Annotated in this window: 22 protein-coding genes, 3 tRNA genes and 2 pseudogenes; 4 read left to right on the top strand and 23 right to left on the bottom strand. The window is 70.7% G+C overall.

Annotated elements, in window-relative coordinates; all coding sequences use genetic code 11:
* Window positions 1-14: 14 nt before the first annotated feature.
* The 8 genes and pseudogenes from AOK03_RS08360 to AOK03_RS08325 form a co-directional block, all read right to left on the bottom strand.
* A pseudogene (locus AOK03_RS08360) lies at window positions 15-1,088 on the bottom strand (UDP-N-acetylmuramate dehydrogenase); the annotation flags it as partial.
* A 42-nt stretch (window positions 1,089-1,130) separates the two neighbouring features.
* The gene (locus tag AOK03_RS08355) at window positions 1,131-2,597 is read right to left on the bottom strand and encodes an MFS transporter (protein ID WP_055564531.1); all 1,467 of its coding nucleotides are present in this window, start codon (window positions 2,595-2,597) and stop codon (window positions 1,131-1,133) included.
* A gap of 73 nt (window positions 2,598-2,670) precedes the next feature.
* The gene (locus AOK03_RS08350) at window positions 2,671-3,228 is read right to left on the bottom strand and encodes a TetR/AcrR family transcriptional regulator (RefSeq protein WP_107097952.1); all 558 of its coding nucleotides are present in this window, start codon (window positions 3,226-3,228) and stop codon (window positions 2,671-2,673) included.
* 141 nt (window positions 3,229-3,369) lie between these two features.
* Window positions 3,370-3,798 (bottom strand): MaoC family dehydratase, encoded by a 429-nt coding sequence (locus tag AOK03_RS08345; protein ID WP_055564556.1) that lies wholly within the window; start codon window positions 3,796-3,798, stop codon window positions 3,370-3,372.
* Window positions 3,799-3,802: 4 nt separating this feature from the next.
* Entirely contained in the window at window positions 3,803-4,267 is a 465-nt protein-coding gene (locus AOK03_RS08340; protein ID WP_055564530.1) for a MaoC family dehydratase N-terminal domain-containing protein, read from the bottom strand.
* A 104-nt stretch (window positions 4,268-4,371) separates the two neighbouring features.
* Window positions 4,372-4,536: a 50S ribosomal protein L33 gene (rpmG, locus tag AOK03_RS08335; RefSeq protein ID WP_004571794.1), complete on the bottom strand. Its 165-nt coding sequence runs from the start codon at window positions 4,534-4,536 to the stop codon at window positions 4,372-4,374.
* A gap of 88 nt (window positions 4,537-4,624) precedes the next feature.
* Window positions 4,625-4,697 (bottom strand) — tRNA-Met (locus AOK03_RS08330).
* Between the two features lie 47 nt (window positions 4,698-4,744).
* A tRNA-Thr gene (locus tag AOK03_RS08325) sits at window positions 4,745-4,817 on the bottom strand.
* A gap of 241 nt (window positions 4,818-5,058) precedes the next feature.
* On the opposite strand from AOK03_RS08325, the gene AOK03_RS08320 reads away from it, so the two are divergent.
* Both AOK03_RS08320 and AOK03_RS08315 read left to right on the top strand, forming a co-directional pair.
* A complete protein-coding gene (locus tag AOK03_RS08320; RefSeq protein ID WP_055564529.1) occupies window positions 5,059-6,354 on the top strand; it encodes an amidohydrolase family protein in 1,296 nt (431 codons plus the stop codon).
* A gap of 228 nt (window positions 6,355-6,582) precedes the next feature.
* Window positions 6,583-7,239: an SDR family oxidoreductase gene (locus AOK03_RS08315; RefSeq protein WP_055564528.1), complete on the top strand. Its 657-nt coding sequence runs from the start codon at window positions 6,583-6,585 to the stop codon at window positions 7,237-7,239.
* A 48-nt stretch (window positions 7,240-7,287) separates the two neighbouring features.
* On the opposite strand, the gene AOK03_RS08310 is transcribed toward AOK03_RS08315, so the two are convergent.
* Entirely contained in the window at window positions 7,288-7,500 is a 213-nt protein-coding gene (locus tag AOK03_RS08310; RefSeq protein ID WP_055564527.1) for a hypothetical protein, read from the bottom strand.
* 243 nt (window positions 7,501-7,743) lie between these two features.
* Here AOK03_RS08310 and AOK03_RS08305 point away from each other — a divergent pair, with 243 nt between their 5' ends.
* A complete protein-coding gene (locus AOK03_RS08305; protein ID WP_244177526.1) occupies window positions 7,744-10,452 on the top strand; it encodes an NACHT domain-containing protein in 2,709 nt (902 codons plus the stop codon).
* Between the two features lie 87 nt (window positions 10,453-10,539).
* On the opposite strand, the gene AOK03_RS08300 is transcribed toward AOK03_RS08305, so the two are convergent.
* Window positions 10,540-10,621: transfer RNA gene (locus AOK03_RS08300), tRNA-Tyr, on the bottom strand.
* 195 nt (window positions 10,622-10,816) lie between these two features.
* Between AOK03_RS08300 and AOK03_RS08295 the strand changes: the two genes are divergently transcribed.
* On the top strand, window positions 10,817-11,305 hold the full coding sequence (locus AOK03_RS08295; RefSeq protein WP_055564526.1) for a YajQ family cyclic di-GMP-binding protein: 489 nt from the start codon (window positions 10,817-10,819) through the stop codon (window positions 11,303-11,305).
* A gap of 102 nt (window positions 11,306-11,407) precedes the next feature.
* Here AOK03_RS08295 and AOK03_RS08290 read toward each other — a convergent pair whose 3' ends face one another.
* From AOK03_RS08290 to AOK03_RS43400, 13 genes and pseudogenes are all read right to left on the bottom strand, one after another.
* Complete coding sequence (locus tag AOK03_RS08290; protein ID WP_055564525.1) at window positions 11,408-11,674, bottom strand: GlsB/YeaQ/YmgE family stress response membrane protein; 267 nt, start codon at window positions 11,672-11,674, stop codon at window positions 11,408-11,410.
* A 158-nt stretch (window positions 11,675-11,832) separates the two neighbouring features.
* Entirely contained in the window at window positions 11,833-12,369 is a 537-nt protein-coding gene (locus AOK03_RS08285; protein ID WP_055564524.1) for an SMI1/KNR4 family protein, read from the bottom strand.
* A 125-nt stretch (window positions 12,370-12,494) separates the two neighbouring features.
* Complete coding sequence (locus AOK03_RS08280) at window positions 12,495-13,343, bottom strand: barstar family protein (RefSeq protein WP_055564523.1); 849 nt, start codon at window positions 13,341-13,343, stop codon at window positions 12,495-12,497.
* A gap of 16 nt (window positions 13,344-13,359) precedes the next feature.
* Window positions 13,360-13,755, bottom strand: a complete 396-nt coding sequence (locus AOK03_RS08275; protein WP_055564522.1) for a YccF domain-containing protein — start codon at window positions 13,753-13,755, stop codon at window positions 13,360-13,362.
* Window positions 13,752-14,615 carry a zinc metalloprotease HtpX gene (gene htpX / locus AOK03_RS08270; RefSeq protein WP_055564521.1) on the bottom strand — a complete coding sequence of 288 codons (864 nt, stop codon included), beginning with the start codon at window positions 14,613-14,615 and terminating at the stop codon, window positions 13,752-13,754. The genes AOK03_RS08275 and htpX overlap by 4 nt, the downstream gene beginning before the upstream one ends.
* 184 nt (window positions 14,616-14,799) lie before the next feature.
* Window positions 14,800-16,335: an NADH-quinone oxidoreductase subunit N gene (locus AOK03_RS08265; protein WP_055564554.1), complete on the bottom strand. Its 1,536-nt coding sequence runs from the start codon at window positions 16,333-16,335 to the stop codon at window positions 14,800-14,802.
* A 2-nt stretch (window positions 16,336-16,337) separates the two neighbouring features.
* On the bottom strand, window positions 16,338-17,957 hold the full coding sequence (locus AOK03_RS08260; RefSeq protein WP_055564520.1) for an NADH-quinone oxidoreductase subunit M: 1,620 nt from the start codon (window positions 17,955-17,957) through the stop codon (window positions 16,338-16,340).
* 6 nt (window positions 17,958-17,963) lie between these two features.
* Window positions 17,964-19,973: an NADH-quinone oxidoreductase subunit 5 family protein gene (locus tag AOK03_RS08255; protein ID WP_055564519.1), complete on the bottom strand. Its 2,010-nt coding sequence runs from the start codon at window positions 19,971-19,973 to the stop codon at window positions 17,964-17,966.
* Entirely contained in the window at window positions 19,970-20,386 is a 417-nt protein-coding gene (gene nuoK / locus AOK03_RS08250) for an NADH-quinone oxidoreductase subunit NuoK (protein WP_055564518.1), read from the bottom strand. Before nuoK ends, AOK03_RS08255 begins: the two co-directional genes overlap by 4 nt.
* A complete protein-coding gene (locus tag AOK03_RS08245) occupies window positions 20,386-20,946 on the bottom strand; it encodes an NADH-quinone oxidoreductase subunit J family protein (protein ID WP_055564517.1) in 561 nt (186 codons plus the stop codon). Before AOK03_RS08245 ends, nuoK begins: the two co-directional genes overlap by 1 nt.
* The gene (locus AOK03_RS08240; protein ID WP_055564516.1) at window positions 20,943-21,524 is read right to left on the bottom strand and encodes a NuoI/complex I 23 kDa subunit family protein; all 582 of its coding nucleotides are present in this window, start codon (window positions 21,522-21,524) and stop codon (window positions 20,943-20,945) included. Before AOK03_RS08240 ends, AOK03_RS08245 begins: the two co-directional genes overlap by 4 nt.
* Window positions 21,524-22,492, bottom strand: a complete 969-nt coding sequence (locus AOK03_RS08235; protein WP_055564515.1) for a complex I subunit 1/NuoH family protein — start codon at window positions 22,490-22,492, stop codon at window positions 21,524-21,526. Before AOK03_RS08235 ends, AOK03_RS08240 begins: the two co-directional genes overlap by 1 nt.
* Window positions 22,489-22,701 (bottom strand): annotated as a pseudogene (locus tag AOK03_RS43400) (hypothetical protein); the annotation flags it as partial. The gene AOK03_RS08235 and the pseudogene AOK03_RS43400, both read right to left, overlap by 4 nt.

Here is a 22,701-nt window from a genome sequence, read left to right as displayed (position 1 = left end):
CCCCAGAAGGCGCCCTACAGGCTGACGCCCACCGTCACCGGCTCGTTGACCAGGGTGACCCCGAAGGCGTCCCGCACCCCTGCGACGACCTCGCGGGCCAGCGCCAGCAGGTCCTCGGTGGTCGCGCCGCCGCGGTTGGTGAGCGCGAGCGTGTGCTTGGTGGAGATGCGGGCCCGGCCCTCTCCGTAGCCCTTGGTGAAGCCCGCCTTGTCGATGAGCCAGGCGGCGGAGGTCTTCACGCGGCCGTCGCCGGTCGGGAAGGCGGGCGGGGCGATGTCCGCGCCGAGGCGTTCCGTCACGCGCGCGTGGAAGGCGGCGAACTCCTCCTCGGTGAGGATCGGGTTGGTGAAGAACGACCCGGCGGACCAGCTGTCGTGGTCCTCGGGGTCGAGCACCATGCCCTTGCCCGCACGGAGCTTGAGGACGGTCTCCCTGGCGACCGCGGCCGGGACCCGGTCGCCCGCCTCGACGCCGAGGGTGCGGGCCGTCTCCGGGTACTTGAGGGGCGCGCTCATGCCCTGCGCGTCCTCGAGCGCGAAGCGGACCCGCAGCACCACGAAACGGTCGGGATCGGCCTTGAAGCGGCTGTGGCGGTACGAGAAGTCGCACTCGGCGTTCGGAATCACGACCGTCTCGTGCGTCTTCCGGTCGTACGCGGTCACCTCGGTGATGGTCGAGGAGACCTCCTGGCCGTACGCCCCGACGTTCTGGATCGGTGTCGCGCCCGCGGAGCCGGGGATCCCGGCGAGGCATTCGATGCCCGCCAGACCCGCCTCGACGGTCCGGGCGACCGCGTCGGTCCAGATCTCGCCGGCCGCGAGCTCCAGCTCGGTGCCGTCGAGTTCGAAGCCCCGGGTGGCGATGCGCAGGGCCGTGCCGTCGAAGCCCTTGTCGCCGATGACCAGGTTCGATCCGCCGCCGATGAGCAGCAGCGGCGTTCCGGAGTCGTCGGCCTCCCGGACGGCGGCGACCACCTCGGCATCGGTCGTCGCGGTGATCAGACGGGTCGCGGGGCCGCCGAGCCGGAAGGTGGTCAGCGGGGCGAGCGGGGCATCGTGGAGTTCCTGCACGTGCTCAAGAGTACGAGAACGGCCCCGCCGGTCAGGGCGGGGCCGTTCTCCTGCGGTCGCTCAGACGGCGACCAGCGTCTCCTCCTGCTGCGGAGCGGTCGTACCGGGCTCCCCGGGCGTCGACCTCCGTGACGGGATGCACAGTGCCGCCACCGAGGCGAGGGCCACCACCGCGGAGCCCACCCACAGCGCGGGCTCCAGGCCGTTCACGAAGTCCCACCCGGAGTCGTAGCCGCCCTGCGCCGAGAAGATCGAGGACATCACGGCGATGCCGAGGGCGCCGCCGACCTCGCGCAGCGCGTTGTTCGCGCCGGACGCGATGCCCTGCTCCTGCGGCCGCACGCTGGACATGACCAGGTTGGAGGCCGGGGCGAAGTACAGGGACATTCCGACGCCGCTGATGATCAGGGCGGGCAGCTGGGTGGTGTACGAGACGTCGACCGCCACCACGGCGGCGTACCAGGCCAGGCCGACGGCCTGCAGGAAGAGTCCGGCGGCGACGACCGGGCGGCCGCCGATCCGGTCGGAGAGGTAGCCGGCCAGCGGGGAGACGAGCATCGGCATGCCGGTCCAGGGGAGCATGCGCAGCCCGGCCTCGGTGGGCGAGTAGCCGAGGACGCCCTGCATGTACTGGCTGAGCAGGAAGATCGAGCCGAACATCCCGAGGAACATCAGCAGGCTCGCGGCGTTGATTCCCGCGAACGCTCGGCTACGGAAGAGGCGCATCGGCAGCATCGGCGCCTTGTGGCGCATCCCGTGCCGGACGAAGCCGGCGAGCAGGACGACGCCCGCGCTCAGGCTGACGAGGACGGTGGCGCTGGACCAGCCGTCGATGGGGCCGCGGACCAGGGCGTACACGATTCCGAAGAGACCACCGCTGGCGAGCAGGGTGCCGACCATGTCCAGGCGCGCGCCGGGGGCGTACGACTCGGCGAGGCGGAGGCGGGCGAGCGGCAGCAGGGCGAGGCCGAGCGGGACGTTCAGCCAGAAGATCCACTGCCAGGAGACGTGCTCGGTGAGGCTTCCGCCGATCAGCGGGCCGCTGGCGACCGCGAGGCCGTTGACGGCGCCCCATATGCCGTACGCCATGCCGCGCTTGGCCTGCGGCACGGCGGCCGTCAGCAGGGTCAGGGTGAGCGGCATCATGATCGCGGCGCCGACGCCCTGCACCGCGCGGGCGGCGATCAGCGCCTCCAGGCCGGGTGCGAGTGCCGCTCCGGCGGAGGCGGCGGTGAAGATCGAGAGGCCGACGACGAAGAGCCTGCGGCGGCCGAACCGGTCTCCCAGGGCCGCGCCGAACATCAGCAGCACGGCGAAGGTGAGGGTGTAGGCGCTCACCGTCCATTCGAGGTCGTGCAGGGCTCCCCCGAGGTCCTCGCGGATGGAGGGCAGGGCGGTGGTGACGACGAGGTTGTCCAGTGCCGCCATGAACCCGGCGACGCTGGTGATGACGAGGGCCCAGACCATGCCCCCGCGCGACGCCGCCTGTTCCGGCTGCGCTGCTGTCCGCGCTTTCTGCTCCGACATTGCTTCCCCTGTGGTTAGTTATTGATGACTAACTTTCGTGGGCACAGAAGGAGACCCCCCGCCCCCGCACGGCTCAGGCCTTGGGCTGAACCGCCTCATAGAAGCCCGACCACACCCGGTGTTCGGGCTGGAACCCCATCGACACCAGGACGTTGACCAACATCCCGTAGGCCAGGAACTGCGTCGTCTCGTCGACGTCCGCCCCCAGCGCCAGGCGGACCGTGTCGTACATCTCCATCCAGCCGGCCCGCAGTGCGTCGCCGAACTCCCGGTCCCCGGACGCCTCCGCGGACGCCACGGCGACGTACATCTGCATCTGCATGAGGAGCATGTCCGGGTCGTCGGCGATGAGGGCCTGATAGGCGGCACCCATGGCCTGCAGGGCCTCCTGCCCGTCCAGCCCCTCGGACGCCTGGCGGAAGACCTCCGTGACCTCCTGACAGCACCGCTCCGAGGCGGCAAGGAAGATGGCCCGCTTGCCCGGGAAGAGGCGGAAGAGATACGGCTGCGAGACACCCACCCGCTTGGCGATCACCTCGGTGGAAGTGCCGTTGTAGCCACCGCGGGCGAACTCGACCATCGCCGCGCGGATGACGCTTTCGCGCCGCTCTTCTGCGCTCATCCTGACCATACGAGAAAGTTAGTGGCCAATCACTAAGCAGTCAAGCGGTCGGGGTGAGGACTCGCCTTCGGGTACGCGTAAGGGGCGCCCTTCCATGGAGGACGCCCCTTACCTGCACTTACACGTACTTACGTGAACCGCCGACGGCCGTCAGGCCAGCTGCACGACCGCCCGCGACATGCCGAGGACCTTCTGGTCCCTGCTCTTCGCGAGCAGGTCGACCCGCACGCGGTTGTCGTCGAGCACGGCCGCGACCTTCGCGCTGACCTCGATGGTGGCGCCCTCGTCGTCGTTCGGGACGATGACGGGCTTCGTGAAGCGGACGCCGTACTCGACGACGGCCCCCGGGTCGCCCACCCAGTCGGTCACGACGCGGATCGCCTCGGCCATGGTGAACATGCCGTGCGCGATGACGTCGGGAAGGCCGACCTCAAGGGCGAACTTCTCGTTCCAGTGGATCGGGTTGAAGTCCCCGGAAGCGCCCGCGTACTGCACGAGAGTGGCGCGCGTCACCGGAAAGGTCTGGGCCGGCAGCTCGGTGCCGACCTCGACGTCGCCGTACGCAATCTTCGCCGTCATCGCCTCAGGCCCCTTCTGCCGCAGGCTCCGCCGCACGCGCGACGAGCTTCGTCCAGGCGGTCACGACGTGCTCGCCTGCCTCGTCGTGGACCTCTCCGCGGATGTCCAGGATGTCGTTGCCCGCCATCGACTTGATGGCCTCGATGGTCGAGGTCACCGTGAGCCGGTCGCCCGCGCGCACCGGGCGCGTGTAGGCGAACTTCTGGTCGCCGTGCACCACACGGCTGTAGTCGAGGCCCAGCTGCGGGTCCTCGATGACCTGGCCCGCGGCCTTGAAAGTGATCGCAAACACAAAAGTCGGCGGGGCGATCACATCGGGGTGACCGAGCGCCTTGGCGGCTTCCGTGTCGATGTACGCGGGATTGGCGTCCCCCACGGCCTCGGCGAACTCGCGGATCTTCTCCCGGCCGACCTCATAAGGATCAGTGGGGGGATAGGAACGCCCCACGAAGGACTGGTCGAGCGCCATGGACTCGGCACCTCCTGCGGTTGGTTTCACTGCGGTTGGTTTCGGAAAACACGACGCGAGGCCGCCCCCAACAATCGGGGACGGCCTCGTGTACGAGCCTGTGTTTAGCGCGTTTCGCGGTGCGCAGTGTGCGCGTTGCAGCGCGGGCAGTGCTTCTTCATCTCAAGACGGTCCGGGTCGTTACGCCGGTTCTTCTTGGTGATGTAGTTCCGCTCCTTGCACTCCACGCAGGCCAGCGTGATCTTCGGGCGGACGTCGGTGGCAGCCACGTGAGTGCTCCTTGACGGACGGATGGACGGATGAACGCAAAAAAGAGTAGCCGATCGAAGGACCGACCCCACAATCGGCTACCAGGAGTAGCGGTGACCGGACTTGAACCGGTGACACAGCGATTATGAGCCGCTTGCTCTACCGACTGAGCTACACCGCTGCGATGCCGGATCTCCCCGCCCGAAGGCGAGGATCACTCGACATCAGAGCCCCAATGCGGAATCGAACCGCAGACCTTCTCCTTACCATGGAGACGCTCTACCGACTGAGCTATTGGGGCGAGCGATGAAGACATTACACGGTTGGTCGCCGATCGCCCAAATCCGTTTCGGCGGGGCCGTCGGAGGGCATCGGACCGCCCGCCTCAGGCGTCCGTGAGCACCCCATCCGTGTACTCGCACCACACCGGTACGACTATTCCGCTCCTCCTCGAAGCGGGCCTTTCACCGTCCTAGGCTCGACGCGCGCTGCGTGATCTTGACGCCTCGACGACTGCAGCCGCCCCGAGCCCCAGGAGCGCGATGCCCGACAGCCAGCCGCAGCAGCCCCACTCCTCCGGCGCCTCAGGCCCCTCCGGCTCCGGCCCCGCCGCGGACGCCGGGGCCCTGCTGCTCTGCGGCGCCCGGCTCACCGACGGCCGGACCGTGGACGTCCGGCTCGGCAACGGACGCATCGAGGCGGTCGGCACGGCCGGCAGCCTGAGCGCCCATGCCGCGCGCGTGGACCTCGGCGGCTACCTCCTGCTGCCCGCGGCCGCGGAGCCGCACACGCACGGCGACACGGCGCTGTCGGCGGACGCGCCGGGCCCGGTCCCGTACGACGTCCCGGACGTCCAGCGCCGGGCCACCGAAGCTGCGCTGCTGCAGCTCGGGCACGGCGCCACGGCGCTGCGGTCGCACGTGCGGATCGGGGACGTCCAGGGGCTCGGCCCGATGGAGGCGGTGCTGCAGGCGCGGCGCTCGCTCCGTGGCCTGGTCGACCTGACGGCCGTCGCCGTGCCGCGGCTGCTGACCGGCGTCGCGGGCGCGGACGGGCTCGCGATGCTGCGGGACGCGGTGAAAATGGGCGCCTCCGTAGTGGGCGGTTGTCCTGATCTCGACCCCGATCCGGCGGGGTACGCGGAGGCGGTCCTGGAGATCGCCGCGGAGCACGGCTGCCCCGTCGACCTGCACACGGACGGTAACGATCCGGCGCGCCTCGGGCGACTCGCCGCGATGGCGGGCGGCCTGCGGGCCGGGGTGACGATCGGCCCGTGCGCCGGACTCGGACGGCTGCCCGCGGACGTGGCCTCGCGCACCGCCGAGCAGCTCGCGGCGGCCGCGGTGACGGTGGTCTGTCTGCCGCAGGGCGGCTGCGGGAGCGCGGAGCGGCACGGGGTGGCTCCCGTGCGGTTGCTGCGGTCGGCGGGAGTGCGGGTCGCCGCGGGCAGCGGGGCGATGCGGGACCTGTCGAACCCGGTGGGGCGCGGGGATCCGCTGGAGGCGGCGTACCTGCTGGCCTCGCGGTGCAGGATGCGGCCCGAGGACGCCTACGGCGCGGTGAGCGGCGCCGCTCGGGCGGCCATGGGGCTGCCGGAGGTGCGGGTGGAGGCGGGATTCCCCGCCGAGTTGCTCGCCGTGCGCGGCGACCGGCTCGCGGGTGCGCTGTCGCTCGCGTACAGCCGGATCGTGGTGCACCGCGGGCGGGTCGTGGCGCGGACCAGCGCGGTGCGCGAGTACTGCGACTCGGCCGCGGCGGTGGCGTTGGACCTGCCGCGCCAGGGGCGGTCGACGGGGGCGGCGCCCGGACGTCCGACGGGTGACGAACCGTCCTCTTGAGTGTGTGCGGTCGTGTGACGGACGCGGTTGTGCGGCGGTTCGGTGGGGGTGCTGCACGGCGGTCCCGTGGAGGGTGTTGCACGGCGGTACGGCGCTTCGGTGGGGTGCTGCACGGCAGCGCGGTGGGGTGTTGCGCGGCCACTCGGTGGTGCGGTCGCGGTCGGCGGATCGCCGGGTCCCCACGCGCGCGTTGAGCGCTCGCGTCCGCCCTGTCGTACGGTCGGGAGTATGCGCATTGTCATCGCTGGAGGTCATGGTCAGATCGCGCTGCGGCTGGAGCGTCTGCTCTCCGCGCGTGGTGATGAGGTCGCCGGGCTGATCCGCAGCGCCGGGCAGGAATCCGATCTGCGCGAGGCCGGTGCCGAACCGGTGCTGTGCGACCTGGAGTCGGCCTCCGTGGACGAGGTCGCCGGGCATCTGCGCGGCGCCGACGCGGCCGTCTTCGCGGCGGGCGCCGGGCCCGGCAGCGGCGCCGACCGGAAGAACTCCGTGGACCGGGGCGCGGCCGTCCTCTTCGCGGACGCGGCGGAGCGGGCAGGAGTGCGGCGCTACATCGTCGTGTCGTCCATGGGCGCCGATCCCGCGCACCAGGGCGACGAGATCTTCGACGCCTATCTGCGGGCCAAGGGCGAGGCCGACGCGTCCGTACGCGCGCGTGCCGCCCTGGACTGGACGATCCTGCGTCCCGGGATGCTCACGGACGACGCGGGCACCGGTCTCGTACGTCTGGAGGCGTCGACCGGTCGCGGGCCGATCCCGCGGGACGACGTGGCTGCGGTGCTGGCGGAGCTCCTGGAGACGCCGGCGACGGCCGGGCTGACGCTGGAGCTGGTCAGCGGGTCCGTGCCGGTGTCGGTGGCCGCCAAGTCGGTTGCGGGCAACTGAGGTCCGACGGGCTGCCGAGGGGCGCCCGGGAAGGCCCCTGAGGGCCCCTCAGAACAGCGGGAGCTGTCCGGGGCAGTCCGGGACCGCATAGCCGTCCAGAGCGGGCTGTGCGGCGCCCAGGTGGGCCTGCCTGCGGGATCCGGGGCAGGAGATCAGGTCACCCGCGCCGCGCGGGCCGGGCGGGTCGTGGCGGGCGAAGCGTCCGCCGACGACGGCGATCTCGCGGCGGCACTCCGGGCAGTTTCTGCGACGGGACGACATGTGATCAGTGTGCCCATCCGGGGCGTCCTGGGCTCATCACCCCCGCGGAACGCCCCGGATGCACGTACGAAAAGAATTCCGGGCTCGGCGTCCGCGGTTTCCGCAGCTCACTGACGTACAGCCCAACTGTGCGGCGAATTGCCGCAGTTGGGCAAATCCTCCGCGGGCGCGACCCTATCCTGGCCTCCAGGACGGCTGGCTGGTCACGCCGCATGGATGCCCGGAGGGCAGATGGAACCCGCCGTGATCGGAGCCCGACTCGCGTCGAGCGTCGTGGGGCCGCTGATCAAAAAGCTGTTCCTGCCCGAGGGCGCCGGGGCGGGCCTCGTCGACAAGCCCATCCGCGTGTCCCGTCTCGTCTCGTTCCGGGGCGAGAAGCGCACGCTCTCCGACAAGGATCTGCGCAAGATCTCGGAAGAGCTCGTCCAGCGCGCCGCGCACTCGACCGGCGTGGAGGAGCTGCTTCCGTCCTTCGAGAAGCAGGCCGTCATCCACGCCGTCACCGACTCCCTGCGGTCCCTCGGGATGCTCGAGATGGACGACGTACAGGCCGTGCGCCTCGGCCATCTCGCGCTCTCCCAGCACCTGCGCGCGCAGAACAGGACCGCGACGCTCGGCCTGTCCCACGACGCGGTCACGCTGCACGCCGGTGTCCTGGACACCGCCTGCCTGCACATCCTGAACTTCTTCACCCAGCGGTCGACGTTCGTGCCGCGCACCCTGCTCGAGCAGAGCCGCGACATCGAGGAGTTGACCCGGAAGATCGACTCCCTGATCACCCGGTCGCCGTCCCCGGCGGACAGCCCCTTCGAGGAGCGGTACGCGCACTACATCGCGACCAAGCACGGCAAGCTGAGCATCTTCGGCCTCGACCTGTCGGGCGCGCCGGAGAGCTGGCGGCTCGACGTGGCCTATCTCCGGCTGAACGCGGCCGCCGACGTGTTGAGCGCCGCCCCCTCCGTGGTCCCGGCCGATCATGTCCTCGCGGGCCGCAATCGCGTGCTCCTGCGCGGACTTGCCGGATCCGGGAAGACGACGCTCATCCAGTGGCTCGCGGTGTCCACGGCGAAGAAGTCCCTGGACGACGAGCTGCTCTACCTCTACGGACTCGTGCCGTTCGTCCTCCCGCTGCGCACGCTGACGCGCAGCGGTGCCCCTCTCCCGGCGCCGGACGGGTTCCTGGCGGCCGTGGACTGCCCGATCGCCGGCAGTCAGCCGCACGGGTGGATCGACAGGGTGCTGCAGGCGGGGCGCGGGCTGATCCTGATCGACGGGATCGACGAGATCCCGGAGGACGACCGCAACGACGCCCGCCGCTGGCTCCGGGAGCTGCTCAGCGCCTACCCCGACAACCGCTGGCTCGTCACCTCGCGGCCGTCGGCCGTGCGGGAACGCTGGCTGAACGACGACGACTTCGCCGAGCTCGACCTCGCCCCCATGAAGCGCGACGACATCGCCGAGTTCATCCAGCGGTGGCACAAGGCGGCGGGCATCAGCGACCAGTACGCCAAGGAGCTGCTCCGTGCCGTGCGGGCCCAGCAGGACCTGAGCCGACTCGCCATCAACCCGCTGATGTGCGGGCTGATCTGCGCCCTGCACCAGGACCGCCGCGGGTACCTCCCGGAAGGCCGCAAGGAGATCTACGACGCGGCCCTGTCGATGCTGCTGTTCCGGCGCGACCGCGAGCGCGGCGTCTACAAGACCGGACCCATCCACGTCAGCGAGGCCGAGCACATCCAGCTGATCCAGAAGCTGGCCTACTGGATGATCCGCAACGGCCGCTCGGAGATGACCCGCACCGACGCGGTGGAGCTCTTGGGCCAGGCCCTGCCCGCGATGCCCAAGGTCGCCGAACAGGGCTCTCCGGAGACGGTCTACAGGCATCTGCTCATCCGTAGCGGCCTGCTCCGTGAACCGAGTGCGGACTCCATGGACTTCGTCCACCGCACCTTCCAGGACTACCTCGGGGCGAAAGCGGCCGTCGAAGGGCTCGACTTCGACTTCCTGATCGCCAATGCGCATCTGGACCAGTGGGAGGACGTCATCAGGATGGCCGTGGCCCACGCGCGGCCCACCGAGCGCACGTATCTGCTCACCGGCCTGATCAGGCGCGAGGACACCTCGCGCCAGGGCAGGGACCGTCTCCACCTCCTGGCGGCGGCCTGCCTGGAGCACGCGACCGAGCTCGCCCCTTCGGTGCGGGCGGAGGTGCAGGAGAGGGCGGCCGCCCTCATCCCCCCGCGCTCGCCGGACCAGGCGCGTGCACTGGCGGCGATCGGTCCCGTCGTACTCGAACTGCTGCCCGGCCCCCGGGAGCTGCCGCAGCGCCCGAACGCCCCGGACCCGTTCGACACCGACGTGCAGAAGGCGAAGGCCGAGGCGGAGGAGGCGGCCTACCGGGCGGTGGCCGACGAGGCGTACTTCACCGTGCTGACCGCCACGCCGATCGCGACGGACGCCGCGATCGAGGTGCTCGCCAAGTACCGCAACCATCCGGACCTGCGGGTCCGCAACGAACTCGCCCGCGCGTGGGGCCGGTACGAGACGGACCTGTACGGCCAGGAAGTGGTCGCACACCTCATCGAGGACGGCCTCTACTTTCCCGTGTCGAACCTGAGTGAACTGCGCGCACTGCGCAGCTACGGAGGGCGCTCCCGCATCAAGATCACGGGCGAGGTCACGGTGGACGAGTTCGTCGCCACGTGCCCGGGGCAGCGCCTCACCCACCTGTGGGTCGACGCCGACATGGGAGCCACGTGGGACTGGCTGGCCCTCTTCCCCAAGCTGTGCGAGCTGACCATCGAGACGCTCCACCCGCGCATCGACCTCAGCACCCTGGAGCGGATCCGCAGCCTGCTCACTCTCCGTGTCCCCGAAGAGGCCGTCCTGGTCGGCTCCCACCTGCTTCCGGAGTCCACGGCGGTCGTACGGGGGCGTCTGGGCCCGCTCTGACGCCGAGGCCCGAACCCGTCCGGCCCGCATACGAAGAAACCCCCTCCGATCTACGTTTCCGCAGATCGGAGGGGGTTTACCTTCATGTGGCGGCGCCAGGATTCGAACCTGGGAAGGCTGAGCCGGCAGATTTACAGTCTGCTCCCTTTGGCCGCTCGGGCACACCGCCGGGTTTGCTGCCCGCTCCGCTTGCGCGGCGCTCCGTGGCAACGACGTAAACGATACCTGATGCGTGGGGGTGCTTCGCCACCCGATTGATCGGCACCCGATGCGGGGGCGGTGGCTAGGCTTTGCGGACGCGGCCCGCGTCAGTCGGCCGTGTATCCGCTGAGTACGCATACCCCGATACAAGGAGCCACAGGACATGGCCGACTCCAGTTTCGACATCGTCTCGAAGGTCGAGCGGCAGGAGGTCGACAACGCCCTCAACCAGGCCGCCAAGGAGATCTCGCAGCGTTACGACTTCAAGGGCACGGGCGCCTCGATCGCCTGGTCCGGCGAGAAGATCCTGATGGAGGCGAACGGCGAGGAGCGGGTCAAGGCGATCCTCGACATCTTCCAGTCCAAGCTGATCAAGCGCGGCATCTCGCTGAAGTCGCTGGACGCGGGTGAGCCGCAGCTGTCCGGCAAGGAGTACAAGATCTTCGCCTCGATCGAAGAGGGCATCTCCCAGGAGAACGCGAAGAAGGTCGCCAAGATCATCCGCGACGAGGGCCCCAAGGGCGTCAAGGCGCAGGTCCAGGGTGACGAGCTGCGGGTCAGCTCGAAGAGCCGGGACGACCTGCAGGCCGTGCAGGCGCTGCTCAAGGGGCAGGACTTCGACTTCGCGGTGCAGTTCGTGAACTACCGGTAGTCGGTTCGCCGGGCAGTCCGCTGTCCGTACGAACCACGGAGGGCGGGCACCCCGGTCGGGGAGCCCGCCCTTGCTGCTGGCCGCAGTTCGTGGGACGGCGCCTCAGCGCCGTGAGTGGCCGAAGAGGATGCGGTAGGCGACGAGCAGGACGAGCGAGCCGCCGATCGCCGCCACCCAGGTGGCGCCGTCGTAGAAGTCGTTGGCGATCGGGCGGTCCAGGTAGCGGGCGGAGATCCAGCCGCCGATGAAGGCGCCCGCGATGCCGATGACGGTCGTGCCGATGAATCCGCCCGGGTCGCGGCCGGGCAGCAGCAGTTTGGCGACGGCTCCTGCCAGCAGTCCCAGCAGAACCCAGCTGATGATGCCCATGTGATGACCCGGCCTTCCCGCGCGGTGAGCTTGTGTGCGCTGTTGTCCTGTAGGACGTGTCCACGGAGACGCGCGGTTGCGGTGATCACTCAGGTGCGGTGTATGACACAGCGCTGCGCCGCCGTGAGCTGCGGGAAGAGGTCGCCTTGCGGCTCGTCTCACGGGCCCGTGCGGGGGTCCTGCCACGGCGGCAGATCCATGCCGTCGCTGTCCTCCTCGTACCACCCCGTGCCGTCGAGCCACGCGGTGAGCCAGGCCGTGAGACTCGGGGAGTCGATGAACCAGGCGTGCCGCGGGTCACCGCCGTTGGGCTCGAAGAGCAGGACCTGGGCGTCGTCCGAGCGGCAGTCCACGCACGCGTACATGGCGCAGCCCCAGTGCGATATCGGCACCACGCCTTCGGGCCAGCCCCAGTCGGAGTCGCGCATCGCGAGGTACTTCTCGACGACGGCCGGCTCGCCTCCGGAGGACTTGCCTTCGAGCAGCGACAACAAGCCGTACTCCGGGCCGAATCCGCCGTCTCCTATGCGGGTGTACAGCGCGGCGAGCAGCGGCGGCAGGGTGAAGCCCAGGGACGCCTCCGCCCGGGCCAGCGTGGCCGTGTCCACGGGGGCGGGCAGGGAGTCCCAGCCCCAGGGGCGGGTGGCGCGCGCCTCGGCGGCGACACGGGCCAGCAACTGCTCGCTGTCGGTCATGAGTTCATGGTGGACCACGGCACTGACAATCAGCCCCGAGCCCGTCCCGGTCAGTCCCGGACCGGACCCGGCCCGGTCGGTCCCGAGTCCGTCCCGGGCCCGGCCCGGTCGTCGGGTGCGGTCCCTCAGGCCAGGACCACCTCGACGCCCATCTCCCTGAGCAGGTCGAGGAGTTCCTCGAAGGACGGTGGCCGGGCGTCCGTGCGGGGTGTGACGCCGAGGCAGGTCCGGGCGGTGTGTGCGGCGTGCCAGACGAGGGTGACGGGCGGCGGTGCGTCCGCCTCTCCGCGGAGGTGGTCCCGGAGCGTGTCCGCGCTCCGTCCGGCGTACCCTCCGGGGCCGTTCACCGCCTCGCCGAGTGCGCAGTAGAAGGCGGGTTCATCGGTGATGTGGCGGCCGTCGAGGTGGTACGTGGTGCCGGGGGCGGGGCCCACCGCACCTGACCGGCCCGCGTGTTTGCGGGCGACGGCCAGCCAGTGGGCACGGCCGTCGGCGCCCGTGCCGTCGCGCGCCCAGAGGTTGGGCTCCGTGGGCCTACCGGACCACCAGGCGTCCCAGACCTGCTCGGCGGCGCGCGGCGGCCGTACGGTCCACGGGTCCAGGGCGAGGTCGACCAGGCCCGGCCCGCGCGCGGAGGGGATCCAGGCGACGATCTCGCCCTCCACGGCGTGCTGCAGGGGCCGCCCCAGCCTGCCGAGGCGCAGGACCCTGCCGTGGCCGAGGTCGCTTCTGCCGGACTCGAGACCGTCCTTCAGGGCCCCGCGCGGGGAGCAGCCCAGCAGCCGCACGGGAGGCTCGGTCAGCGCGTCCGACGGGGCGTCACGCTCTTCGGGGACGCCCGGTCGGTCCGGCAGTTGGTCGGCGAACAGGTGCTGCGCGTCCGCGCAGAGCGCCCAGATCTCGTCGTAGGGAGCGGCCTCGGGGTCGTACGCGGCGAGGGCGTACTTGGGCTGAGCGCACGTGGGCCGCTGCACCGGAGTGCGCCCCGCTTCAGTAGCGTGCGGCGAACGGCTGGTCGGTGCGGACGATCTCGCGGCCGAGCGGCAGCAGCGAGACGGGGATCAGCTTGAAGTTGGCGATGCCCAGGGGGATGCCGATGATCGTGACGCAGAGCAGGAAGCCCGTGACGATGTGGCCGATGGCGAGCCACCAGCCCGCGAGGACCAGCCACAGGACGTTGCCCAGGCAGGACGGCGCGCCCGCGTCGCGGCGCTCGACCGTCGTGTAGCCGAAGGGCCACAGGGCATAGCGGCCGATGCGGAAGCTGGCCAGGCCGAACGGGATGCCGATGATCGTGATGCAGAGCAGCACGCCCGCCAGCAGATAGCCCAGGAACATCCAGAAGCCGCAGAGGACCAGCCATATGACGTTGAGAATTGTCTTCACTGCTGACGACCTGCCATCTGCTCGAGTCGGGCGATGCGATCCGCCATCGGCGGGTGCGTGGAGAACATCTTGGACATGCCCTGCCCCGGACGGAAGGGGTTCGCGATCATCATGTGACTGGCGGTCTCCAGGCGGGGCTCGGGCGGCAGCGGCAACTGCTTCGTCCCTGCGTCGAGTTTACGCAGAGCGCTGGCCAGGGCCAGGGGGTCGCCGGTGAGCTGGGCGCCGGACGCGTCGGCCTCGTACTCCCTGGAGCGGCTGATCGCGAGCTGGATGATGGATGCCGCCAGCGGGCCGAGCAGCATGATCAGGAGCATGCCGAAGATGCCGGGGCCGTCGTTGTCGTTCGAGCGGCCGACGGGGATCAGCCAGGCGAAGTTCACCAGGAACATGATCACGGAGGCGAGGGCGCCCGCGACCGAGGAGATCAGGATGTCCCGGTTGTAGACGTGGCTGAGCTCGTGGCCGATGACTCCGCGCAGCTCGCGCTCGTCGAGGAGTCGCAGGATGCCGTCCGTGCAGCACACCGCCGCGTTGCGGGGGTTGCGGCCCGTCGCGAACGCGTTCGGCGCCTCGGTGGGCGAGATGTACAGGCGGGGCATGGGCTGGCGGGCCTGGGTGGAGAGCTCGCGGACCATGCGGTACAGCTCGGGGGCCTCGAATTCGCTCACCGGGCGGGCACGCATGGCGCGCAGGGCGAGCTTGTCGCTGTTCCAGTACGCGTACGCATTGGTGCCGAGCGCCACGAAGAGCGCGACGATCAGGCCCGTACGCCCGAAGAAACTGCCGATGACAAGGATGAGCGCGGACAGTCCCCCGAGGAGTACGGCGGTCTTCAATCCGTTGTGCCGGCGGTGCACGGTACGCCCTCCTGGTGGTGCGTGGGGGAACCCTCTGCTGACTGGTGCTTCCACTGTTCAGTGGACCCTCCCGTACTGGTCAACGCCAGGCGGGGAGCACTAGTTCCCTTGTGCACGCAGGAGCGATGTAGGCCGCGCGGGTGACGGTCGCGCGCGGCTCGCGGGGACCGTCACCGGGCGGGCCTCAGAACAGACCGGTGTCCGAGAACCTCAGGATCAGCTGGGGCGCTCCGGAGAGGGCGATCCCGAGGACCGCCGTCAGCGCGATGGCCGCGGTGAGCGGGGCGGGGACGCGGTGCTTGACCGGTTCGCCCTCGGGGGCGCGGAACAGGAGCGCGGTCCACTGGAGGTAGTAGAAGAGCGCGATCACCACGTTCACGGCCATCACCACGGCGAGCCAGCCGAGACCTGCGTCGACGGCGGACGAGAAGACCGTGACCTTCGCGAAGAGGCCGATGATGCCGGGCGGCAGACCGGCCAGGCAGAGCAGGAAGAAGCCGAGGACGAGGGCGGCCAGGGGGCTGCGCGCGTACAGGCCGCGGTAGTCGCTGACGCGGTTCAGGCGCCGCGTACGGCCGACGAGGGCCGCCACGGCGAAGGCGCCGAGGTTCACGGCCGCGTACATCAGGGCGTAGGCGACGGTGGAACCGATGGCCTTCTCGGCTCCGGCGGTGTCGTCGGCGTATCCGGCGGCGGCGATCGGCACGAGGAGGTAGCCCGCCTGGCCGACTGACGACCAGGCGAGCAGGCGCACCGCGCTGTACGCGCGCGTGGCCTGCTGGCGCAGGGCCGCCACGTTGCCCGCGGTCATGGTGAGCGCGGCCAGGACGGCGAGTGCCGGACCCCAGACGTCCGCGTACGACGGGAAGGCGACGACGGTGACGAGGATGAGACCGGTGAAGCCGACGGCCTTGCCGACGACGGAGAGATAGGCGGCGACGGGCAGCGGCGCGCCTACGTAGGTGTCGGGCACCCAGAAGTGGAAGGGCACCGCCGCCACCTTGAAGGCGAAGCCGACGAGGGTGAGGGCGACGCCGGTCTGGGCCAGGGTGTGGAGCTGCCCGTCGACCTTCTGGAGTTCGGTGGCGATCTCCGTGAGGTGCAGGGTGCCCGTGGCGGCGTACACGAAGCTGACGCCCATGAGGCTCACGGCGGTCGCGGTGACCGAGGAGAGGAAGAACTTCAGGGCCGCTTCCGAGGAGCGCTTGTCGCCGCGCTTGAGGCCGACGAGGGCGAACGCCGGGAGGGAGGCGACTTCGAGGGCGACGATGAGCGTCGCGAGGTCACGCGAGGCGGGCAGCAGGGCGGCGCCCGCCGCGGACGAGAGCAGCAGGAACCAGAACTCCCCCGCGGGCAGTTCGTCGCCGGAGTCCTTGAGGGTGCTCATCGAGAGCAGGGCGGCGAGCAGCGCGCCGCCGAGGACGAGGAGCTGGATGACGAGGGTGAAGCGGTCGGCGCTGTAGCTGCACGCCTGCGTACCGCCGCCGGTCAGGCAGAAGGTCGAGCGGTCGTCGTTCAGGAGCGGCAGCAGGGCGAGCGCGGCGGCGGCCAGGCCCGCCACGGAGATCCAGCCGAGGAGCGCCTTCCTGCCGTCCTTCACGAAGAGGTCGGCGACGAGCACGACGAGGCCGACGACCGCCGCGATGGTCGGCGGCGCGACCGCGAGCCAGTCGACGGACTGGACCAGGCTTGTGGCGCTCTCGGCGCTTGCGGCGGCCACGGTCACGACTTGCCTCCAGTGAGGAGCTTCTGCACGGCCGGGTCGGTCAGGCCGAGGAGAGCCGCGGGCCAGAGTCCGGCGAGGACGGTGAGGGCGACGAGCGGGGTCCAGGCGGCGAACTCGTAGCCGTGGACGTCGGCGAGCGCCTTGGGCGCGGGGTCGTCGGCGAGTGCCTCGGCCGCGGGTTCGTCGGCCGTGGTCTGCGGCATCGGGCCCATGCAGACGCGGCGTACGACGATGAGCATGTACGCGGCGGTGAGCAGGGTGCCGAACGCGGCGATCGCCATGAAGGTGAGGAAGGCGGGGCGGCTCAGGTCGGCAGCGGGCTCGAACGCGCCGAACAGCGCCAGCATCTCGCCCCAGAACCCGGCGAGTCCCGGCAGGCCGAGCGAGGCGACGGCGCCGAACGCGAGGAGTCCGCCGAGGCGCGGCGCCTTGCCGTAGAGCGCGGCGCCGGACCCCTGCGCGAGGGTGTCGAGGTCGGTCGTGCCGGTGCGGTCCTTGAGGGCGCCGACGAGGAAGAAGAGCAGGCCGGTGATGAGGCCGTGGGCGATGTTGGCGAACAGGGCGCCGTTCACACCGGTGGGGCTCATCGTCGAGATGCCGAGCAGGACGAAGCCCATGTGGCCGACGGACGAGTACGCGATGAGGCGCTTGAGGTCGCCCTTCGCGCCCTGCTTGGCGAGCGCGAGGCAGGCCAGGGATCCGTAGATGATGCCGACGACCGCGAACGCGGCGAGGTACGGCGCGAACTCCCGCATTCCGTCCGGGGCGATGGGCAGAACGATCCGGACGAACCCGTATGTGCCCATCTTCAGCATGACGCCGGCCAGCAGGACCGATCCGACGGTGGGCGCGGCGGTGTGGGCGTCGGGCAGCCAGCTGTGCAGCGGCCACATCGGCGTCTTGACCGCGAGCCCGACACCGATCGCCAGAACCGCGATGACCTGCACGGATGTGGTCATGCCCCGGCCGTTGTCAGTGGCGAGTGCCACCATGTCGAATGTGCCGGACTTGAGCCCGATGAGGAGCAGGCCCAGCAGCATGACGACGGAGCCGAGCAGTGTGTAGAGGATGAACTTCCAAGCGGCCCGGGTCCGTTGCTCACCGCCCCAGCGTGCGATGAGGAAGTACATCGGGATGAGCACCATCTCGAACGCCAGGAAGAACAGCAGCAGATCGAGGACGGCGAAGGTCGCGAGGGTGCCGGACTCGAGCACGAGGATCAGTGCCACGAATGCCTTGGGAGACGGGCCCGACGGCATTTTGAAGTAGCTGTAGAGCGCGCAGAGGAAGGTCAGCAGCGCGGTCAGGACCAGAAGGGGGAGCGAGATGCCGTCGATGCCGAGATGGATGCGCACGTCGAGTGCGGGGATCCAGCTGATATCGGTCGTGGCCTGCATCTTCGACGGCTGGTCGTGGTCGAAGCCGAGCGCGAGGACGATCGCCGCGAGCAGGATCACGCCGGTCACGCTCACCCCGTGGCGCAGCACGGCCTGGTCGGGCGACTTCCCCTTCAGCCCGGGCGGGGCGGGCAGGAGAGCGGCCACCGCGCCGATGAGCGGGCCGACGACGATCAACGCCAGAAGAAACTGCATCACGGACTCACTGATACCGATCACGGCTGCTCACGCTCCGGCGGTGGCGACGAGGACGGCGGCGACGGCCAGGACGACCGTGCCTGCGAGCAGCGCGCTCAGGTAGGTCTGCACATTGCCGGTCTGCGCGCGGCGGACGGCCGCGCCGAGCCAGCGGGGTGCGGCGCCCGCGCCGCGCACGTACGTCTCGACGACCTCGCGGTCCAGGAAGCGGACCAGGCTCGCCGCGGCGCGGACGGGGCGTACGAACAGGGCGGTGTAGACGGCGTCGAGGTGGAAGCCGACGGCCGCGTGCCGGTGCAGCGGTCCGAGCAGCAGGCGGCCGGGGTCGGCCGGGTCCGGTGCCGAGGCGACGTTCCCGTACGCGGGCGCGTGGGTGGCGATGGCCTCCGCCTCGACCTGGCCTCCGTCGCCGTCGGGGTCCGCGGCGACCGCGCCCATCGGGACACGGGCGGCGAGCGCCGTGGTGTGCCGCCAGGCGCCGTAGGTGACCAGGCCGCCGACGAGCGCGAGGCCCGTGCCCAGGACGGACGTGGTGAGCGTCGGGGTGAGCGAGTGGCCGTCGAACCAGTCCGGCAGGACGTCGACGGCGAGACCGAAGACGAGGGAGGGGACGGCGAGCACCCAGAGCACGGCGGTCATGGCGATGGGCTGCCGCCCGTGATCGGGGGCCTGCGCTCCCCGGCCGTGGAAGGCGAGCAGCCACAGGCGCGTCGCGTAGGCGGCGGTGAGGAGGGCGGTGAGCAGACCGGCGACGAGGACGATCCAGCCCGCCGCGGTGGGCACGGACTCGGCGTGGCCCGTGGCCGTGTGCTCGGCGGCACCGAGCACCGCCTCCTTGGAGAAGAAGCCGCTGAACGGCGGGATCGCGGCGAGCGCGAGGAGCGCCACGGTCATCGTCCAGTACGCGTCGGGGATGCGGTCGCGCAGGCCCTTCATCCGGGACATGGCGGCAAGCGAGTTGGTGCCGGCGGCGTGGATGATCACGCCCGCCGCGAGGAACAGGAGCGCCTTGAAGGCGCCGTGCGACAGGAGGTGGAAGACGGCGGCGCCGCGGTCGCCGACGGCGAGGGCGCCGGTCATGTAGCCGAGCTGGCCGATCGTCGAGTACGCGAGGACGCGCTTGATGTCGTCCTGGGCGAGCGCGGAGAGGGCCGAGCCGGCCATGGTGACGGCGGCCATGACGGCGAGGACGACCAGGGCGGCCGCGGAGGCGGCGAAGACGGGCAGGAGCCGGGCCACGAAGTAGACACCGGCGGCGACCATCGTCGCGGCGTGGATCAGCGCGGAGACGGGCGTGGGGCCCGCCATCGCGTCGGGCAGCCAGGTGTGCAGCGGGAACTGCGCCGACTTGCCCGCCACACCCGCGAGGAGCAGCAGGGCGATCAGCGTCGGGTGGTCCAGGCCGCTGTCCGCGACCGTCGCGAGGATCGTCGTGATGCGGAAGGAGCCGGTGTCGGCGGCGAGGGCGAACAGACCGATCAGGAAGGGGACGTCGCCGAGCTTGGTGACGAGGAAGGCCTTCAGGGAGGCGGCGCGCGCCTCGGGGGTCTCCCAGTAGTGGCCGACCAGGAAGTACGAGCAGATGCCCATGATCTCCCAGCCGACCAGGAGCACCATCAGGTCGCCGGAGTAGACGACGAGCAGCATCGCGGAGGTGAAGAGGGAGACGAGAGCGGCGTACGAGGGGTAGCGCGGGTCCTCGCGGAGGTAGCCCGTCGAGTAGATCTGCACGCACGAGGCGACGACGCCGACCAGGACGGCGACGAGGGCGGCGAAGCCGTCGATGTGCAGGGCGAGCTCGATGGGGACCGAGCCGGTCGGGGTGAGCTCGGTGGCGGCGTCGACCGGGGACTTCCCGCCGCCGGTGCCACCGCCCTGACGGACCGCCACGAGGACGGCGAGCAGCAGCGCCGTGAGCGTGGGCAGCACCGCGAGGGGACGTACGAGGCCGGGGATCCGGCGGCCGAGCAACAAGCCCGCGGCCGCGCCGAGGAACGGGAGGAGGGGGACGAGGACGGCGAGGGTGGTCGTGGTCACGCGGTGGCCTCAGCCTTCTGCGCCGGTGCGGCCTCTGCGTCGGTTTCGTCGGCGCCCTCGGTGTCGGCGGCGGCTTCGCTGTCGTCGGGATCGTCGTCGGGGCCCTCGGCGGTGTCGCGGAGGTCGTCGACGGCGGAGCTGCCGCGGTTGCGGTAGACGGCGAGGACGATCGCGAGGCCGATGCCGATCTCGGCGGCGGCGATCGCGATGGTGAACAGGGTCAGGGCCTGTCCCGCGTGGAGGGAGTCGCGGAGCCAGACGTCGAAGGCGACCAGGTTGAGGTTGACGGCGTTGAGCATCAGCTCGACGGACATCAGGACCAGGATCGCGTTGCGCCGGGCGAGCACGCCGTACAGGCCGACGCAGAAGAGGAGGGCGGCGAGGACGGCGGGATAGGCGAGGTGGAGGTGCATCAGCTGTTCTCCTCCTGGTCCTGGGCGGCGTTCTTGCGGGACAGGACGATCGCGCCGACGAGGGCGGCGAGGAGGAGGACCGAGAGGGCCTCGAAGGGGAGCACCCAGTGCCGGAAGAGGATCGATCCGGTCACGTCGGTGGAGCCCTGGGCGCCGCCGTCCAGATCGATCACCGTGGTGCGGAACGCGTCCACGACGACCCAGACCAGGGCGGCGGCAGCGGCGACGGCCACCGCGAGCGCGACCGGGCGGTTGCCCGAATCGGCTTCCGGGGAGCGGCCGATGGGCGCCCTGGTGAGCATCAGTCCGAAGAGGAGGAGCACGACGACGGAGCCGACGTAGATGAGGACCTGCACCCAGGCGATGAACTCGGCGGTCAGCAGGAGGTACTCGACGGCGAGGCCGCCGAGCGCGACCACCAGCCACAGTGCGGCGTGCACCAGCTGCTTGGTCGTGACCGTGACGACCGCCGCGCCGAGGGTGACGAGGCCGACCAGGAGGAAGGCGATCTCGACGCCCGTCGGGGACAGGAAGCCCTGTGTTTCGGCGGCGATGTTCACGACTGTCCGCCCTTCGCCTCGGACCCGGTGGCCGGTGGTGCGGGCGCGGGCGTCTCGACCGCCGCCAGTTTCTCCGCGGACTTGCGGGCGGCGGCGAGTTCCTTGGGCTCCTCGGCGGCGGGGTCCAGGGCGGGCGGGGCCGGGACGGTCCACATCCACTCGCGAAGCTTGTCGCGCTCGTGGGTGAGTTCGTGGATGTCGGTCTCGGCGTACTCGAACTCCGGTGACCAGAAGAGCGCGTCGAAGGGGCAGACCTCGATGCAGATGCCGCAGTACATGCAGAGGGCGAAGTCGATGGCGAAGCGGTCGAGGACGTTGCGGCTGCGCTCGCGTCCGCCGGGGGCGGCGGGCGGCACCGTCTCCTTGTGGGAGTCGATGTAGATGCACCAGTCGGGGCATTCACGGGCGCAGAGCATGCAGACCGTGCAGTTCTCCTCGAACAGGCCGATGACGCCGCGAGTGCGGGGCGGCAGTTCGGGCTGGTGCTCGGGGTACTGCTCGGTGACGGTCTTCTTCGTCATCGTGCGCAGGGTGACGGCGAGGCCCTTGGCGAGGCCTGCGCCTGGGATCGGGGGCATCAGTTGATCGCCACCTTCACGATTCCGGTGAGCGCGATCTGCGCGAGGGCGAGCGGGACGAGGAGGGTCCAGGAGAGCTTCTGGAGCTGGTCCTCGCGGAGACGGGGGTAACTGACGCGCAGCCAGATCACGACGAAGGCGAGGACGGCCGTCTTCAGGAGCGTCCAGACCCAGCCGAGGCCGTCGGCGCCCCACGGGCCGTGCCAGCCGCCCAGGAAGAGGACGGTGGTCAGTCCGCACAGGACGACGATTCCGGCGTACTCAGCGAGGAGGAAGAGGGCGAAGCGCAGACCGGTGTACTCGGTGTAGGCGCCGAAGATGATCTCGGAGTCGGCGACCGGCATGTCGAAGGGCGGGCGCTGCAGTTCGGCGAGGCCCGCGATGAAGAACACCAGCGCGCCGACGATCTGCCAGGGCAGCCACCACCACTCGAAGGCGTCGACGATGCCGGGCAGCGAGACCGTGCCCGAGGCCATCGCGACCGAGGCGGCGGCGAGCAGCATCGGAAGTTCGTACGCGAGGAGCTGGGCGGCGGTGCGCAGGCCGCCGAGGAGGGAGAACTTGTTGGCGCTGGCCCAGCCCGCCATGAGCGAGCCGAGCACGCCGACGCCCATCACGGCGAGCACGAAGAAGATGCCCGCGTCGACGACCTCGCCGACCGCGCCCTCGTCGGGGCCGATCGGGATCGCGATGAGGACGAGGAGGTAGGGCAGCAGGGCGATGGCGGGCGCAAGTTGGAAGACGCGGCGGTCGGCGTCGGCCGGGACGACGTCTTCCTTCTGGGCGAACTTCACGCCGTCGGCGACGAGTTGCGCCCAGCCGTGGAAGCCGCCCGCGTGCATGGGGCCGAGGCGGCCCTGCATGTGGGCCATCACCTTGTGCTCGGTCTGGCCGATGACGAGGGGGAGGACCAGGAACACCGCGAAGACGATGACGAGGCGCAGGGCGACGTCGAGGGCGTCGTTCACTCGGTGCCTCCGGTGCGGTCGCCGTTTTCGTTTTCGGTGGGCTTGGTGGGCTCGGTGTGCTCAGTGGGGTCGGTGGGCTCAGTGGGCTCGGACGGCTCAGTGGGCTCGAACGCCGGGCGGGCGTGGTGCCAGGGGGCGTCGGACTTCACCTCGGGCGCGGCCTTCGGGGTCGCGGACTCCGGGGTCGCGGACTCCGGGGGCGAGGACTC

It is taken from the genome of Streptomyces atriruber, assembly GCF_001418325.1.
In the GTDB taxonomy this organism is placed as follows: Bacteria; Actinomycetota; Actinomycetes; order Streptomycetales; family Streptomycetaceae; genus Streptomyces; species Streptomyces atriruber.
The sequence above is the reverse complement of the archived record's forward strand: the minus strand, read 5'-3'. Positions and strand labels throughout refer to the sequence as shown.

Bases quoted from the DNA above. Each gene is read 5' to 3' on its own strand.
- AOK03_RS08310 (WP_055564527.1), bottom strand. From the start codon at position 7,500: ATGTCGTCCCGTCGCAGAAACTGCCCGGAGTGCCGCCGCGAGATCGCC.
- AOK03_RS08285 (WP_055564524.1), bottom strand. From the start codon at position 12,369: ATGACCGACAGCGAGCAGTTGCTGGCCCGTGTCGCCGCCGAGGCGCGC.
- nuoK (WP_055564518.1), bottom strand. From the start codon at position 20,386: ATGCACCTCCACCTCGCCTATCCCGCCGTCCTCGCCGCCCTCCTCTTC.
- AOK03_RS08350 (WP_107097952.1), bottom strand. From the start codon at position 3,228: ATGGTCAGGATGAGCGCAGAAGAGCGGCGCGAAAGCGTCATCCGCGCG.
- AOK03_RS08290 (WP_055564525.1), bottom strand. From the start codon at position 11,674: ATGGGCATCATCAGCTGGGTTCTGCTGGGACTGCTGGCAGGAGCCGTC.
- AOK03_RS08340 (WP_055564530.1), bottom strand. From the start codon at position 4,267: ATGGCGCTCGACCAGTCCTTCGTGGGGCGTTCCTATCCCCCCACTGAT.
- AOK03_RS08240 (WP_055564516.1), bottom strand. From the start codon at position 21,524: ATGCCCCCGATCCCAGGCGCAGGCCTCGCCAAGGGCCTCGCCGTCACC.
- AOK03_RS08355 (WP_055564531.1), bottom strand. From the start codon at position 2,597: ATGTCGGAGCAGAAAGCGCGGACAGCAGCGCAGCCGGAACAGGCGGCG.
- AOK03_RS08295 (WP_055564526.1), top strand. From the start codon at position 10,817: ATGGCCGACTCCAGTTTCGACATCGTCTCGAAGGTCGAGCGGCAGGAG.
- AOK03_RS08320 (WP_055564529.1), top strand. From the start codon at position 5,059: ATGCCCGACAGCCAGCCGCAGCAGCCCCACTCCTCCGGCGCCTCAGGC.
- AOK03_RS08315 (WP_055564528.1), top strand. From the start codon at position 6,583: ATGCGCATTGTCATCGCTGGAGGTCATGGTCAGATCGCGCTGCGGCTG.
- AOK03_RS08345 (WP_055564556.1), bottom strand. From the start codon at position 3,798: ATGACGGCGAAGATTGCGTACGGCGACGTCGAGGTCGGCACCGAGCTG.